Annotated in this window: 15 protein-coding genes; 7 read left to right on the top strand and 8 right to left on the bottom strand. The window is 38.5% G+C overall.

Annotated elements, in window-relative coordinates; all coding sequences use genetic code 11:
• The first annotated feature begins 8 nt into the window (after window positions 1-8).
• Both EC846_RS00445 and EC846_RS00440 read left to right on the top strand, forming a co-directional pair.
• Complete coding sequence (locus EC846_RS00445) at window positions 9-224, top strand: hypothetical protein (RefSeq protein WP_004775503.1); 216 nt, start codon at window positions 9-11, stop codon at window positions 222-224.
• Window positions 225-235: 11 nt separating this feature from the next.
• The gene (locus EC846_RS00440; RefSeq protein WP_123773756.1) at window positions 236-1099 is read left to right on the top strand and encodes a lysophospholipid acyltransferase family protein; all 864 of its coding nucleotides are present in this window, start codon (window positions 236-238) and stop codon (window positions 1097-1099) included.
• A gap of 36 nt (window positions 1100-1135) precedes the next feature.
• Here EC846_RS00440 and EC846_RS00435 read toward each other — a convergent pair whose 3' ends face one another.
• From EC846_RS00435 to EC846_RS00420, 4 genes are all read right to left on the bottom strand, one after another.
• The gene (locus tag EC846_RS00435; RefSeq protein WP_123773755.1) at window positions 1136-1942 is read right to left on the bottom strand and encodes a glycosyltransferase family 25 protein; all 807 of its coding nucleotides are present in this window, start codon (window positions 1940-1942) and stop codon (window positions 1136-1138) included.
• Window positions 1943-2071: 129 nt separating this feature from the next.
• Entirely contained in the window at window positions 2072-2845 is a 774-nt protein-coding gene (locus EC846_RS00430) for a glycosyltransferase family 25 protein (protein ID WP_123773754.1), read from the bottom strand.
• Window positions 2842-3639 carry a glycosyltransferase family 25 protein gene (locus EC846_RS00425; protein ID WP_081410352.1) on the bottom strand — a complete coding sequence of 266 codons (798 nt, stop codon included), beginning with the start codon at window positions 3637-3639 and terminating at the stop codon, window positions 2842-2844. Before EC846_RS00425 ends, EC846_RS00430 begins: the two co-directional genes overlap by 4 nt.
• A gap of 333 nt (window positions 3640-3972) precedes the next feature.
• Entirely contained in the window at window positions 3973-5940 is a 1968-nt protein-coding gene (locus EC846_RS00420; RefSeq protein WP_123773753.1) for an HAD-IA family hydrolase, read from the bottom strand.
• 115 nt (window positions 5941-6055) lie between these two features.
• Between EC846_RS00420 and EC846_RS00415 the strand changes: the two genes are divergently transcribed.
• Both EC846_RS00415 and EC846_RS00410 read left to right on the top strand, forming a co-directional pair.
• Entirely contained in the window at window positions 6056-6958 is a 903-nt protein-coding gene (locus EC846_RS00415) for a glycosyl transferase (protein WP_123773752.1), read from the top strand.
• A 78-nt stretch (window positions 6959-7036) separates the two neighbouring features.
• Window positions 7037-7933: a lipopolysaccharide biosynthesis protein gene (locus tag EC846_RS00410; RefSeq protein ID WP_123773751.1), complete on the top strand. Its 897-nt coding sequence runs from the start codon at window positions 7037-7039 to the stop codon at window positions 7931-7933.
• Window positions 7934-7951: 18 nt separating this feature from the next.
• Here the strand turns inward: EC846_RS00410 and EC846_RS00405 are convergent, their stop codons facing one another.
• From EC846_RS00405 to EC846_RS00395, 3 genes are all read right to left on the bottom strand, one after another.
• Window positions 7952-8863, bottom strand: coding sequence for a glycosyltransferase family 32 protein (locus tag EC846_RS00405; protein ID WP_123773750.1), 912 nt, complete (start codon window positions 8861-8863; stop codon window positions 7952-7954).
• A 75-nt stretch (window positions 8864-8938) separates the two neighbouring features.
• Window positions 8939-9697, bottom strand: a complete 759-nt coding sequence (locus EC846_RS00400) for a glycosyltransferase family 25 protein (protein WP_123773749.1) — start codon at window positions 9695-9697, stop codon at window positions 8939-8941.
• 3 nt (window positions 9698-9700) lie between these two features.
• Window positions 9701-10699, bottom strand: coding sequence for a Stealth CR1 domain-containing protein (locus EC846_RS00395; protein WP_123773748.1), 999 nt, complete (start codon window positions 10697-10699; stop codon window positions 9701-9703).
• A 375-nt stretch (window positions 10700-11074) separates the two neighbouring features.
• On the opposite strand from EC846_RS00395, the gene EC846_RS00390 reads away from it, so the two are divergent.
• Genes EC846_RS00390 through EC846_RS00380 form a run of 3 tightly spaced genes read left to right on the top strand, consistent with a single transcriptional unit; the run spans window position 11075 to window position 14186 of the window.
• A complete protein-coding gene (locus EC846_RS00390; protein WP_005259575.1) occupies window positions 11075-11959 on the top strand; it encodes an ATP-grasp fold amidoligase family protein in 885 nt (294 codons plus the stop codon).
• 35 nt (window positions 11960-11994) lie between these two features.
• Window positions 11995-13164 (top strand): nucleotide sugar dehydrogenase, encoded by a 1170-nt coding sequence (locus EC846_RS00385; protein WP_123773747.1) that lies wholly within the window; start codon window positions 11995-11997, stop codon window positions 13162-13164.
• Window positions 13161-14186, top strand: a complete 1026-nt coding sequence (locus EC846_RS00380) for an NAD-dependent epimerase (RefSeq protein WP_004775533.1) — start codon at window positions 13161-13163, stop codon at window positions 14184-14186. Before EC846_RS00385 ends, EC846_RS00380 begins: the two co-directional genes overlap by 4 nt.
• An 89-nt stretch (window positions 14187-14275) precedes the next feature.
• On the opposite strand, the gene EC846_RS00375 is transcribed toward EC846_RS00380, so the two are convergent.
• Window positions 14276-15031: a hypothetical protein gene (locus EC846_RS00375; protein WP_004775535.1), complete on the bottom strand. Its 756-nt coding sequence runs from the start codon at window positions 15029-15031 to the stop codon at window positions 14276-14278.
• Between the last annotated feature and the right edge of the window lie 68 nt (window positions 15032-15099).

Below are 15099 nucleotides of genomic sequence, written 5' to 3'. Positions count from 1 at the left end.
TCAGTCTTATGGCAATGCGTCGTGATGTACGTCGACATACAATTATCATTATTGTGTTTTCACTTGCTCAATGGTTCTTTATGCGTTACATCCTGGCAAATGAACTTTTCAATATGGATACCAACCAACGTATTTTATATTTCTGCGTAAGTAGTCTGGTAGGTGCTTTACTGATTTTTGTTGCACTGATTTATATGGTGCTTAAAGGCAACGCCGATAAATAAGACCCACTAGAATGTCTTTTTACCCTACTCTGCTCCGTATTCTCCCCCTTCCATTTTTGCGCAGTATCGCAAAAGTGGCAGCTTACTTTATCAATCAAAACCCGAATAAAAGTATGCTGTGGAAAACCAGAGTCAATCTTGGACTGGCTTATCCTGAACTCAGTCAAGAGCAGAAAGAACGGCTTGCACGAGAAAGCGTCACCAAACAATGTCTCAGTTATATCGAATCTGGAAAATGCTGGGCAATGCCACCCGAATGGAGCATTCAACAAATTCATACTGTGCATCATCTGGAAGTCCTGACCGATGCGCTGAGCGATCCTCGTGGTGCACTGATCATTACTCCGCATCTGGGTACATGGGAAATGATGAATGCATGGGTACATCAATATGGCATCCCGACCATCATGTATAAACCCATGAAAGATTCAGGCTTCAATACTTTTGCATTGCATGCACGTCAACGCCTCAACGCAACTTTAGTGCCGACAGATGCTTCGGGTGTCAAAGCGCTATTTAAGAATCTAAAACAAGGTGGTTTCAGTGTGATTCTGCCTGATCATGTTCCCGATCCGTCCGGCGGTGTCGTAGTTCCTTTTTTCAGAATTCCCTGCCTGACCAGTACACTGGCCAGCAAAATGGCTCAAAAAACCCAATGTCGTCTGGTGGGATTAAGCTGTTTCCGTCGTGACGATGGTGAAGGATTTGATGTGTATTGCGATGATCTGAATGATCCAGCACTTTATGATCGCAACATCGAAGTTGCAACGACTGCACTCAATCAAGCAGTTGAACAGATGATCAACCGCTTTCCTGCTGAATATATGTGGGGTTATAAACGGTTTAGGGGTGGTGATAAGACTGTCTATAAATGAATTACAGACAGCTCACGTAGATTTATATAAATCTAATTATTTAAACTTTACCGTTCGATAAGCAGAGAGCTTCGTCAACTTCAAGATTTGCGAAACTAATCTGAAAAGTTCTCTTTTAACTTTTAGAGATAGACTTAATTTCTTCTTTTGTTGCAGTCGGGCCAACTTCTCAGCTCTATGACGAACTGAACGGTCTTCTTCCAAATGACTTGGCAAATTATCATATTTATTATAAACATAGAAATCTTGAGCACAAATCGCTGGAGTGATTTGATAGGTTTCATACTTCCCATATTTAACATCACAACCAAACAGGATATGGTCTACAGGTACCAATTTTGGCATATTCGCAATGAGTGCAAGATAATGTTCAGCTGCTGCTTTTGATAAAATATAACCAGCTCCACCTAAATGCATCGCTTTAAGGTGATATAAGCTTCTACCATCTTTTGATAATTTTGGGAAAAAAGCCATATCAACTTTTTTATCGAAAGCTTCTAATTTAATGATATGGACGTCTTCAGGGATCCATGAAAAGTCACTAAAAAAATTCTGTATATTTTCACCAAGATAAATATCATCTTCGAAAATAGCCATATACTTCAGATCAAGATCAACAATCTTTTTCCAGAGCATGACATGGCTTAACAAACAGGCAACCTCCCCTTTTGTTAAGTCACCACGTCGACTTAAATCAATCCCGACACTTTTTGCAGCTTCGTCAGATGTGACTGGGGTGATTGCATCATAAAAGTTGAAATCAACTAAATATTTTTTAAATTCCGCTTCAATATGTTGTCTTCTCTCAACCGCAGAATCCAAACTAATGACAAAAATACTCACTTAGACAACCATCATGCTTGAGAATAAAAATCAGGATTATACAACTAAACAGTATAAAATGAACTACAAGGAAATATTCGCACTATGCGAAATCAAAATAAGCCCTGATTAAACCAATATAACGCTAATTTACAGCTTATTACGCTTTATAAATTTTAGCTTGGTTTTATAAGGAGACTCTTTCAACTGAGTTAAAAAGCGGTTCAGTTCGCGCAATAACTTCTTCAATCCTTTGACCTTAATTTTTTCTTTATTACGCCATTGCAGACTGGTTTTAAATTTTTGTTCTTCAGGATTTAGAATATAGTCCTGAATACATAAAGCTGGATTCAATTGATAGATTCCAAGCTCGCCTTCATGAATATATTTTCGGAAAACAATTTGGTCAACATGATCAAGTTCATTCTGGCTTTTCATATAATCTAGAAGCGCCACCGCTCCTTGATACGACAAGATATAGCCAGCAGCACCTAAATGAGGTTTTTTTAACTTCCTCAAAATGAACTCTTTATCCTTGAAAACTTGTATTTTTTCCAAGTCTAGAATCACACTTTTATATGATTTTTCCAGCTTGACAATATCACACTGCAACCAGCTTGAATCTGTTAGGAACAGCTCTGCATCATGGCTCAAATGTACATCATCTTCAAAAATTGCGATCGCAGGAATTTTTTCATCAATAACTTTTTGCCACAAAGACACATGGCTCAATAGGCATGCCAATTCATTTCGGCTGAGATCACCCTGACGAAGAATCAGTCCGATTTTTTCAGCTTGAAGATCAACCTGAGGAGGTTCAATCGCATCAAAAAAATCAAATGCAATTCCCTTATCCCCAAACTGTTCTTCAATATGCTTTCTACGATCAGAAGCCGATTTTAAGCTAATAACAAAATTTTTCACTTGAAAGTCACTCGACGAGCAAACAGAGTAATTTTCAATTGTGTCGTAATTCGAGATAATTCGACCAGAATTTTTTGTAAACCGTTGGCCTTGTTTGCGTGCATTCTTTTCTTTCTTTCAGAGGTCAACTGGCTTTTCAGTTGAATACTGGTAGAACGATAATGCAAGATGGTATCTTGAATGCATAATGCAGGCTGCATTTGATACATCATAAAATTATGATTTTTAACAGCATATTCAAACATAAAATTATCTAATGGAATAATATAATCCATTTTCTTAATTTCATTTAATAGAAATTTTGCCCCATCAAATGAAAGGATATAACCTGCCGTACCTAAGTTTTTACCTGTTAATTTATAGATCTCACGCCCTTCCTGAGGAAATTGCTTCTGCTTAGGGCCAAGTATTACTTTGGGCGTAAATGCTTCTAATTTGACTAAATGCCAATCTTTCTCAATCCAATCGGATTGATTTAGAAAGAAATCTGCTTTTTCACCCAAATGAATATCATCTTCAAAGATAGCCATGTAAGGAATATCTTCCTCAACAATTTTTTTCCATAAATGAACATGGCTCATAAAACAGGCAAGCTCTCCCCGAGCAATATGATTTTCATGCACACTGAGTTTCATTGCTTGCGCATCCGAAGCTGCAATATCAGGTGTTACAGCATCGAAAAAGCTAAATTCTATGCCCTGTCTCTCAAATTGAGCTGAAATATGCTTACGACGCTCGATTGCGCTTGAGAGACTTACAACAAACTTTTTCATATCGGGATAGTAATAATTCATACAAATTAGGCCACATGCCTGTAGGCGCTAAGAATACTTGTTTTTGATTATGATGTACATTATTTCAGATACACATCAATCGAGATGAGAGGGAATCTCATAAATACTGGATAAAAAATAGTTTTTTAGCTTTAAAGTACATTCTTCACAAACAAGAGTTACGCTTAATTTAATTAAATTCAATTACTTAAAAAACATTAAATATTAAGTTCTAATACCAAGATTACTCAACACGTCCTTTTCTAAACAAAAATACGCATTAAAACTAAAGCTTCTTTCTATAATTTGAGCCCTAAAAGCAACATACTGAAGCAGGCTTAACAAAGCCCGAGCCTAAGTAATATGCTTTTTATGATCACCTAAGCTCAATTGAAAAGAAAACCGATTAAACAGTGATAAGGTCCATAAGAAATATCGAACTTTAAGATATGGGAAAAAGTTGATTTTTATTTGCCTGGTCTGTTTCCTTTTTATTTTTATTGGCTTAAGCATATGTAAAATAAGTGATTGCAGAGGTGTTCTCCACGTTATAGTTTTTAACAGATTCAGAGTGGCTTTTGGTTTTTTTAAAAAATCTAGCCATGAAGTCTTCATCGCAAATAAAGGCACACTACGACGATGTGATACATCGACAGCCAATTTGATCTCCGCCATTTCCTTGATGTCATGACTATTAGGGTGATCACAAAACATATTCACCCAGGAAACAAGCTCCTGCCCTTCAAGATAAATAGGTGTTTGCCCAAACATAGCTTTTACATCAGCAAAGAACACCTCAGCGCCTTGCACAATCTGAGCATAATTATCTTTAATGATTCGCTCATCTGCACTTGGTTTATCCTTATAGACCGCTTGGCCTTCTCGTGTAACACCCTGAATTGAAAACTCAGGCGCACTTAAAAGTAGCTCCACAAATTTCCAGTTTTTAGTAAATACATTCGGATCGAGTATATTTAAATTATTCGGTATAAACGTCTCAAATGCATATTTCTTGGTTCGATAAGGCAAAAACGTTGACCAATAGAAGCCTTGAACTGGTCGCTGTAAAACATCTTCCAACATTTTTTGTGAAGTAAATGCGACGGTCTTACTATCAATCAGACCAACGCTTTCCTGTTTATTCACGATTGCATCGATATAGACATGATAATCTGCATACATTTCTTTGGCATAAGACTCAAACTTAAGCTTATGTACTTGAATAAATTCGTGATAATCATTTGCTTTGATCAGAGAGTTTGCATCTCTTAACTCCCGAATATCTGCATATTTCTGGCTATAGAAATCAACAATTGGTTGGGCATGCTCAATATTACGCTTGTCATAATCCAATCGATAAACCAGATTCAGTAAACGTGGTGCATAAACATAACTTGTCTTTATCTCACCACAATGGAAATGTTCAAAAGCTTTTTGTAGTAAAAATCCATCTCGAGCAACAAATAGAAGATGGTCGAGTTTTTTTTGGTGTGCTGTTGTTTCAATCCACTTGGTATAACCATAAGCCAAAGGGGCTGCATAGGCATAACCAATGTCGTCCCAATATTGACTACTGTCTTGTTGCAAAGTTTGCTTACGCCATCTCATTGCCAACATGGCCACCAGAATGCTTTTGCCTAAACTTGGGACATTCTGTTCAGCAAATCGTCTTGCTCGCTCATTTATAGCTAAAAACTGAAGTGCAACCTGTTTATATAAAATTGCCTGAATACCTAATTTTGCTGGGGTTCTAAAATCACCCTTTTTATTGTCCCCAATATGTACAATATCCTGTGGCTTCACCTGTAGATCCTGAAAGACCTGTTCAAATAAGCTCCCTTTTTTCTTGGTTTTGCCATAGCAGCTAGACACATAGAGATGCTCAAAAGCATGAAATTCATTTTTAATGAGTAATTGACTAAGGTCTTCATATGAGTGATACATGTCTGAAATGACAATCACTTTTTTGTTTAACTCAAGCGCATAATCCCAAAGTATTTTCATCTCAGGATTCGATTGAAGAACCATAAGTTCCCAATTTAATTCAATTTCTTTTGCACTTGCAAAACGTGTTTCAATTTCATTATAAATATCGTCATAACAAATCTCCTGTTTATCAGGATTTTTCTTTCGGGCACTCAGTTCTGCCTCTCTTCGGGCAAAAGCAAATCCCTCCAGACATTGATCAATCTCAATGTGTAAGAATAAATCACGAGGAGAGAGATATGGACGTAATAACAAAGTATCAAATATATCAAAAGAAACAACTTCAGCTCTGGCAATCTTTTTTTTGGCTTTTTCAATAAATGTATTTGTTATCACTACATTGCCTCACATAAACACTTTACAAACTCATCACGACCAGAGAAATATTTCAAAAATCATCACTCTTTTTAGACTATAATTATGAATACAGCCTTAAAGATGGAAGCTAGGAATGTCTAACTCCACAATTAAAATTTTTGTCGGTTGCGATCCCAATAACTGTGATCTAGAACAAATGATGGTACTGGACTATAGTGTCCGCAAGCATACCAAACATCCCGTTGAAATCATATGGATGCAACTCAGCCACGACCCAAATAGTCCATGGTATACCAATCAACAGACGGGTGAAGGCTGGCATACTGAGCATTGGGCGACTCCTTTTTCAGGTTTTAGATGGGCAATTCCAGAGTCATGTAATTTTCAGGGCCGTGCCATTTATATGGATGCGGATGTGGTCGTGTTATGCGATATTGCAGAGTTATGGGCACATCCTAAAAAAGACGATGCCATAGTGATTGCCAAAGGTGGAAAGAACGCTGCCCGATTGTGTACGTGTGTCTGGGACTGCGAAAAGGCGAAAGCATATCTACCGCCATTAAAAGAAATACAAGCAGATCCAGAAAGCCACAAAAAATTGATGCGCTTGCTAAAAGATAAACCGAAGCTGGTTCAGCCTTATCAAGATTCGTACAATAATATTGATGGAGAAGAATTAGCAATTGAACAGATCAAAATTCTTCATTATTCAGATATGGGAACTCAGTTCAGTCATAAATATTCTTTACCACGCTTAGAAGCTGCAGGCCAAAAACACTGGTTTGACGGTAAAATCATGCCTCATCCGAGAAGTGATCTGACACAGCTCTTTGATCAATATTATGAAGAAGCATTAGCAGCGGGCTATCGTCCAGAAAATTATCAGATTGAACCATTTGGTGATTTTTCTAAAGCCACTCAAATTCATTATCGTGGAAACAAAGTGACACGTCCTGAAGATAAAAACTGGTTTGCCCGTTCTCTACATAATTTAAAAGCCAAGTTTAAAAAGAAAAGTTTTTCTTTAGATGACTAACATAAATGGAACTAGGTCGTCTCCCACGGGCATCTAGTTCCATTCTTCCTGATGATATTTTATAAATGGTTTTTTTAAATGATCCACTTCTTCTCAGGTTCTATTTCCAGAAGTATTTATAAATTAATTTATAAGATTTTCTTTCCTAAAGCGGCAAAGCATAACCGCCGTTACTGGCCTCTTTATAGCGTAACAAGAGATCAACACCATCGTATTGAACAGATTTATTATAAAAAACAATTAGTTTCTGACAATCTTGCACCACAGCAGATTAATCATAAGAAATGCATGCTAGTGGCGGCTGGCCCATCTATTCAGCAACTAGATCGCGAAATTTTGCATCGAACTGACATTGATTATATTGGGGTCAACGGCGCAATCGCATTTGATTCAATCAAATTTTCCAGCTATATCATTATCGATCATAACTTTGTTGGCTGTCGCTTTGATCTTGTTCAGAAAGTCCTGAATACAGAATGTACATTTTTCACGACACCACGTTGTCTAGATATAATTCTCAGACAAGTTCCGATAGAAGATATTCGCTGTCAGATCAAGACGATTGAAACCATTACAGATAATGTCACTGAAGTTTTTTTAGATCGCGCAAAGCATTTCGATCAAAATGAAAAAGACTTTTTTATTCAGAATGGTTTTGGATTTTCACAAGATATTTTCAAAGGAACCTTCGACTACTTTACGGTAGCGTATGTGGCTCTTCAGGTGATCTACACCCTAAGTTATAAAGAAATTTATATTGCTGGTCTGGATATGAATAACTTCACACAACCGCGTTTTTACGAAAGTAGTGAACGTCAACAACCAACCACCTTAAACCGCCATGTTAACGAGGTATTTCAAGCCTTCGATGTTGCTGCAACGCTGTTTCAAGAAAAAGAGATTAAAGTTTTTAATCTATCTCAAACCAGCGCCGTACATGCCTTTGAGAAGATTGATCCAAAAAACTTGCTTTAAACTATGACAGATCTTGTTTTAGATATCGAGTAATGAACCTTCCAGATACATCCCTTTTTCATAATAATGACTGAGGGTTTTTCTTTCCTTGCCTGCAAGCTTGATCAGTTTTGGCATTTCAGCAGGTGGATAGTGAATTGCCATATCAATAAGCACTTTTTCTTTAACCCATTGGTGCTTGACCTGAAAATACAGCGCATTCTTATCGCAGTTAATTAAGCACATACTTGGTAAATGATTACGCATCACTTTCTGACAGGCAACATACGCCACCAGATATTCCAGCCGACCAATATGCTGAATCAAGTCCTGATAATCAGGTTCAGTTTCTTTCAATTTTTGCAGATAAGCTTTGGGCGTTAATTCAATCGCCGTAACCAGTTCATCAAACCAGTACTTAAAAAATGGATTTTTTGCAGCACTTGCCAACAACCAGTTTTCTAAAACAGGAGAAGTTTTGATGGTCGTGTTCTTGGCACGATAATAAGCAAAACTATTGGTCTGGGTCTTTTTAACCAAATCCTGAATCCAGTCTAAAGACTCATAGACAATCGTACTGGCATCTAACCAAATACCACCATATTGATAAATCAATTCAAAACGGAGTAAATCGGCCTTTTGTTGTGGTGTTGCCTTGGGGAAGCGACCAAAATCAATATCACAAAAGCTTTTCACTGTATCTGGTGTGAGAAAATGAACCTCATAATCAGGATTAGTTTTTTTAACCTGTTCAACACATTTTTCCACAAATCCAGCCAGTGGCCCTTCCCAATACATCCAGATTTTCTTTGGAATGACTGCATCAACACTTGTTGGATTAAGGACAATCAGATCAGCTTCATTGTCTATGGCTTCATTCACCCCTCTCTTTTTATTCGAATACATCGTATAGAACTTCAAGAGATAGAATATTTTTTTAAATATTTTCATACAGGTCACTCAGCCATATTTTTAAATCACTTCAGTTCATCTTTGCGCTGAAGTGATTTGCCTCGACAATGTTAATTAAAAGTAAAGATGCTTGAATGCGTAAAAACGATCACGCCACATACGTTTCTGTTTTTTTAAGCCATGCGAGGCATCACGTTTTTCCAGATCTTTACGCTGAATTCCTTGTGTTGCAACCGTGCCCAGAATATCACTGTCCAGACCAGCAGGTTTCACGAACGGCTGCCAGACCCCGAGTCCTTTTCCATTTTTACTGAGCCAACCTTGGAAGAAGATATCAACAGGAACATGAATCTCTTTCCCGAGTCTGACAAACTCCTCAGCGCCTTTTCTTGACCAGACCAGTCCCACACCACGGATCGGGAAATAGTAAGCATGCCACAAGTTATAATGCTCCATCTGAACAATATCCTTGGCAAGTTTCTTCTTTTTCGCCGCCAGATTCACGACATACCAGTCCAGCGCTTTATGCTGATCCAGATAGTCTAGAAGTGATTGCAGATTATTTTTAAAGTTCGGTAGAACATATATATCATCCTCCAAAACCACCAGATAATCGGCGTCTGTTTCGAGGAATTTTTCGACACAACCATAATGGCTCAAATAGCAACCCAGCTCTGAGTTGATTAGGCTACGGCCCAAAATTCGTTGCGCCTCGGCATCATCATATTGTTTAAACTCAGAGAGCGCTTTGCCACGACCATCGTAGGCAGAAAAACGAATAAATGGCCAATCTTGTTGCTGTAACTGTGCTGTTGCACTCGCCAGACGTTGATCACTACCATCCAGATTAATCAGATAAGTTACGACTTTCATTATTTATCCTTCGGCTGTTTGAGCCAATAAAACGTGTGGTAAGTAGCCCGCCAATTTCTGATTTAAAGCATGATAAATCTGCTGGGCTGCTGTATCACTCAACTGATCCAGACTTTGCATACAACCATATTTAATCTGTTCATTGCTCAAGCTTTGCAAGAAACTGTTTAAACTGCTTTCATTTTTCAAATAAGCAATTTCAAGATCAGGTTTTAACACGGCCTCATTAGACTTAATTTTTAAGTGATTCATCAATGAAATCGGGTTAATTTGCTCTACACTGCGGAATTTATACTGAATCTGTTTTTCTAGAAACTCAGGATGAGCAAGCAAATAGTCTTGCAGAATTTTACGATCTACTGCATGTGGATAATGGTGAATTTCAAAAAACTTTTTAAATCCAAGTCTATCCGCCCCTAACATTTGCGCAATCATATGCTTGGGTTGAATCGGCTTGGCAAAATACTGGTTTAACAATTGGCGATACCAGAGCTTGGCCTTAAGCATAAAACTGCTTTGCCAATGTCCGTAAATCACCATTTTCTGATCGATAACAATATCTTCTAGTTGCGCAGGCGCATTAAAGAAAAAGTCATCATTTAAATAGAAAAAGTAATCCGATAAGCCCTGAATATTCCATAACATGGTTTCAATGGAACGGGTATTAAAGGTCGGAAGATATTGTTCATAACCAGCAAAAATTTCACGATGGTCAACAATACGAATCTTGCCTGCCTCACAAATGCCATCTGTTACGAAGTCATCAATCCATTGTGGTTGCTGGGCATCTGTCACAATGTAAATATGACGGCAAAATGGAACATACTTTAAAATCGATGCAACGTTATAATAAATTTCATGGTTACTGGCAAAGCGGGTATCACTCACTGCATCAGAAGCTTGTTTTTTACCCTGATACTGGAGGCGTTTTTGCTTTAACTTTGGATCATTACCGTCTACCCAGGCAATCACCACATCAACCGGTTGCATCATTTCACTCATCAATTCACTCTTAAACAATTAGAAAGCCCGAAAATACGGCTAAAGATGTTTAATCTAATGACCTATGATAACACCACTGATCTATTTACCGTCAGCCTCTTTTCGTAATAGCTTCCAGAGCGAACAAGTCAATCATTTCATATAAATCAATATATTATATTTATTCAGTATTTTACTGTCTTAGATGAAGCATACCATCTATCTTCTTATCGTATTTTTCCTGTACATGAACATCAGCTTAAAACTCACAATCTTTAACAAAATCAAACCTTTTGGAATCAGTTAGTAAAAAAATATATTACTTTTTAATTAGACGAATTTAAGCATTTTTACTATAATTATCGACTACTTTTATGGGATTAAACCTTTTTTAAAATGATTAACTATGACTATTTTGAATATCAAGCAAAAGTAATTAGAACTAAATTTGTCTCAGATAAAAAGTATCTCACCAAACGTTTTATGTGTAAGTTGGGTTACACACCCGACTTTGGCGCGCCCAAAAGCTTTAATGAAAAAGTCACGGCGCGCATGATCTACGAAAGAAGTCCGTTATTGACTAAACTGGCGGATAAATGTGCCGTCAGAGATTTAATTTCAGCAAAAGTCGGAAATGACTATTTGGTTCCTCTGGTTGGCGTCTATGGCTGTGCTGATGAAATCGATTTTGAGCAGCTACCTAACCAGTTTGTGCTGAAATGTACCCATGACAGTGGTAGTGCCAAGATTTGCCGTGATAAAAGCAAACTTGATGTCACCACGGTCAAGGCGAAAATCAAAGATCACTTGAAAAAGAACATGTATTTCAGAAAACGCGAATGGCACTACAAAGACATTTGCCCCAAAATTCTGATTGAACAATATGTTGATTTATATGTCGATCCAGCAACCCAGTCAGTCATTACCACCTGTCGTGTTCACTGTTTTGAAGGGCGTCCAGAATATCTGGAAATTGATGTACAAGATACCCAAGGTAATGACTATTCAAACATGTATGATACTGAATGGAACTTACAACCATTTCGTGTCGACCTGAAAGATAACTCACCAGATGCTTTAGCCAAGCCACCACAATTGAAAAATATTATCGAATTGTCAGAAAAACTCTGTTTTGCGTATGGTTATAGTCGAGTAGATTTCTTATTATCTCAGGATCACGTTTACTTTAGTGAAATTACGCTCACCCCAAATGCAGGACGAATGGTGATCACACCAGTAGAATGGGATTTAAAACTCGGCTCACTCTGGCTATCCTATTAACCGTCCATCATGTATTTCGAATCTGTTAGGTACTTATGAAAATAGCTATTGCTGGAACTGGATATGTGGGATTGTCAAATGCGATGCTATTTGCACAACACCATGAGACCATTGCACTTGATATCTTAGAAAGCAAGGTAGAACTACTAAACAATAAAGTATCACCGATTCAAGATCATGATATTTCGCTATTTTTAAAAGAAAAAAACTTAAATTTTACAGCAACAACCGACAAGCAATACGCTTTTCAAAATGCTGATTTTATTATTATTGCAACACCCACCGATTACGATCCACAGACCAATTACTTTAATACGCAAAGCGTCGAAAGTGTGATTCAGGATGTGCTTGCGATTAATCCTGCCGCAACCATGATTGTTAAATCAACCGTTCCTGTGGGTTTTACCGAGCACGTTAAAAACAAATACCAGACTGAAAATATTATTTTTTCGCCTGAGTTTTTACGTGAAGGCAAAGCGCTGCACGATAACCTCTACCCATCCCGCATCATTGTTGGAGAGCAATCTGAACGTGCCCAGCAATTTGCAGATTTACTGGTAGAGGGCGCAATCAAACAGGATATTCCTGTACTTTTGACTCATTCAACCGAAGCTGAAGCGATTAAGCTGTTCGCCAATACCTATCTGGCCATGCGTGTTGCTTTCTTCAATGAGCTGGACACCTACGCGCAAAGTTTCGGTTTAGACACCAAGCAAGTGATTGATGGGGTTTGTCTAGATCCACGTATTGGCAGTCATTATAACAATCCATCGTTTGGCTACGGCGGCTATTGCCTGCCAAAAGACACCAAGCAGTTGCTCGCAAACTATAACAATGTTCCAAGTAACCTGATTAAAGCAATTGTCGATGCCAACCGTACCCGTAAAGATTTTATTGCCGATTCAATTATCGCAAGGAATCCAAGTACCGTCGGTATTTATCGCCTAGTGATGAAAAGCGGTTCTGACAATTACCGTGCCTCTGCAATTCAAGGCGTGATGAAACGCCTGAAAGCCAAAGGTATTGAAATCATTATTTACGAGCCAACCTTTCACGAAGATAGCTTCTTTAAATCGAAAGTTACGCAGGATCTAAACGAATTCAAGCAATCATGTGATGTGATTATTGCCAATCGCGTCTCCAATGAATTGCTAGATGTACAAGATAAAGTTTATACACGAGATATTTTTGGAGGCGATGAATGAAAGTTCTAGTCACAGGCGCTGCTGGATTCATCGGCTTTAGTGTTGCACAAAAACTGCTTGAACGCGGTGATGATGTGGTCGGTTTTGATAATTTTAATGATTATTATGATCCAAGCCTTAAAGAAGCTCGTGTCAAACAATTACAACAAGTGGCCGAAAAGAGTGAGACAGGCAACTTCACACTGATCAGAGAAAACCTGGCCAATAAAGCAGTGGTTGACCAGTGTTTTAAAGAACATGCTTTTGATCGTGTTATCCATTTAGCCGCACAGGCAGGCGTGCGTTACTCGCTTGAGAATCCGCATAGCTATGTGGAAAGTAACCTGATTGCCTTTACCAATATCTTGGAAGCATGCCGCTACGCAGAAACACCTCACCTGACCTATGCAAGCACCAGTAGCGTGTATGGGGCCAATACCACCATGCCATTTAGCGAACAGCATGGCGTTGACCATCCTCTACAATTCTATGCAGCGACCAAACGTGCCAATGAATTGATGGCGCATAGCTACAGCCATTTATTTAAACTCCCAACGACAGGTCTACGTTTCTTTACCGTATACGGGCCGTGGACACGTCCAGATATGGCACTCTTTAAGTTCACCAAGCATATTTTTGAAGGTAAGCCGATTCCAGTATTTAATCATGGCAACCATACCCGTGATTTCACCTATATCGATGATATTGTGGAAGGGATTATCCGTACCAGCGACAAAATTGCGACACCTGATGAAAACTGGGACAGCAATCATCCAAACCCTGCAACCAGCAATGCGCCATTTAGAATTTTCAACATTGGCAACAATCGCACAGTGAAGTTGATTGAATATATTCAGGCGATTGAAAAAGCTGCTGGTAAAGAAGCGATTTTAGACCTGCTTCCGCTTCAGCCTGGTGATGTCCCTGATACCTTTGCGGATAGTTCGGCACTGGAAGACTATGTTAATTATAAGCCCGCTACCTCGGTTGTGGACGGCGTGAAAAACTTTGTGGATTGGTATCGTCAGTATCACAACATTTAAGTAAGCACCCTAAATGCAAAAAAATCAGGCAAAGCGCCTGATTTTTTTATTGCTATCATCACTAATTTTAGCAATGACACCTATTTAGCTTACTGCCAAGATTCTTTGATCCAATCCGATGGCAAGACATAACGATACCATTTACCGCCTCCACCACTGATCGCATCAGGTGGATTGATCTCGCCATGGAAAATAATAATTTTTGCGCCTTTAGGCTTAACGGGCGGCTGGAAGTAAGCAAAAGGAACTTTTCTTAAACAATGGTATTTATAACTCTTACACCAGTCTTTATCCCAATAGCTGAGCTTGCCTTCTTTGTGCATAAACCAAGACAGATATTCTTGCTCGTTACGGAACTTCTCGCGGATTTCATTAAAGTTCTCACGGAAATATGGCAGAACGTCAGGGAAAGCACCTAGTTTAAAACGATACACTGAACTATTGCCAGTAATTCGCCATGGACGTTTCCAGTCATGAATCACCAGAAACTCACCTTCGGCCTGAAAGAAGCAATCAATATTATCAACAATCACCACGTCCAGATCGATAAACAATGCATTACCTTTTAAACCATATAAATCAGGTTCAAAGGTCGAAAGCTTGTTCCAGCCCCGTTCAGGGCTACCCGCAGGCAGATCCAGTGATGGAATCGGAAAACATTGAATATTGGGATCAATCCCTTCAGTACGGTCAGTTAAACAAACCATTTTAAATGGCAAAGTCAGATGACGTTTGACCATGTTATAGAGACGGTTAACGTACTCGGCACCATATTTGGTTCCCCATTTCATACACAAAATGACATTGTCTTCAGGAGTTGCCGAATCTTGTTGAATATCTACCATCTGATAACCTTAATTGCTTGAGATATGCTGTCCCGCTTTAGATAAAACTTAAAAACGTTCAGACATAT

Source organism: Acinetobacter sp. BIGb0102, from assembly GCF_003815055.1.
GTDB lineage: Bacteria > Pseudomonadota > Gammaproteobacteria > Pseudomonadales > Moraxellaceae > Acinetobacter > Acinetobacter vivianii.
This window is presented reverse-complemented; position numbering and strand designations above follow the sequence as displayed.